Raw genomic sequence first — 439 nt, forward strand, 5'->3', positions numbered from 1 at the left:
AGAAGGCGGCGTTGGCGGCCGCGATCTGCGACGGGTGGATCAGGCTCTTGCCGTTGAACCCATACAATCGCCCCTGCAATGCCTCGACCGCCAGGCCTTCGGCATCGTCGATCCGGTTAAACACCCCGTCGATGGCCAGCAAGCCATTGGCCCGCGCGGCGGCGACCAGCATCGCCAGCCACGGCTTGAACGGCTCGCGATCCGGCGACGCCCCGGTCCCCAGCGCCTTGGCCAGGTCGTTGACCCCCAGCATCAGCCCGTCCAGCGCCCCGTCCGCCGTTGCGATTTCGGCCACGGCCATCAGCGCGCGCGGCGTCTCGATCATCGCCCACAGGGCGCAACCCTTGGCCAGGCCGGCGGACAGGGCGTGCACGGCTTGCGGCGTCTCCACCTTGGGTGCGACGACCAGCGTGGCCCCCGCCGCCTTCATCGCCGCCAG

Annotated in this window: 1 protein-coding gene; it reads right to left on the minus strand. The window is 70.6% G+C overall.

What is annotated here, in order from left to right; genetic code table 11:
* The coding region (locus B3T77_RS01005; protein WP_292076243.1) for an HpcH/HpaI aldolase/citrate lyase family protein at positions 1-439 on the minus strand (439 nt) is incomplete at both ends.

The sequence above is a fragment of the Brevundimonas sp. UBA7838 genome (assembly GCF_002500885.1).
GTDB lineage: Bacteria > Pseudomonadota > Alphaproteobacteria > Caulobacterales > Caulobacteraceae > Brevundimonas > Brevundimonas vesicularis_C.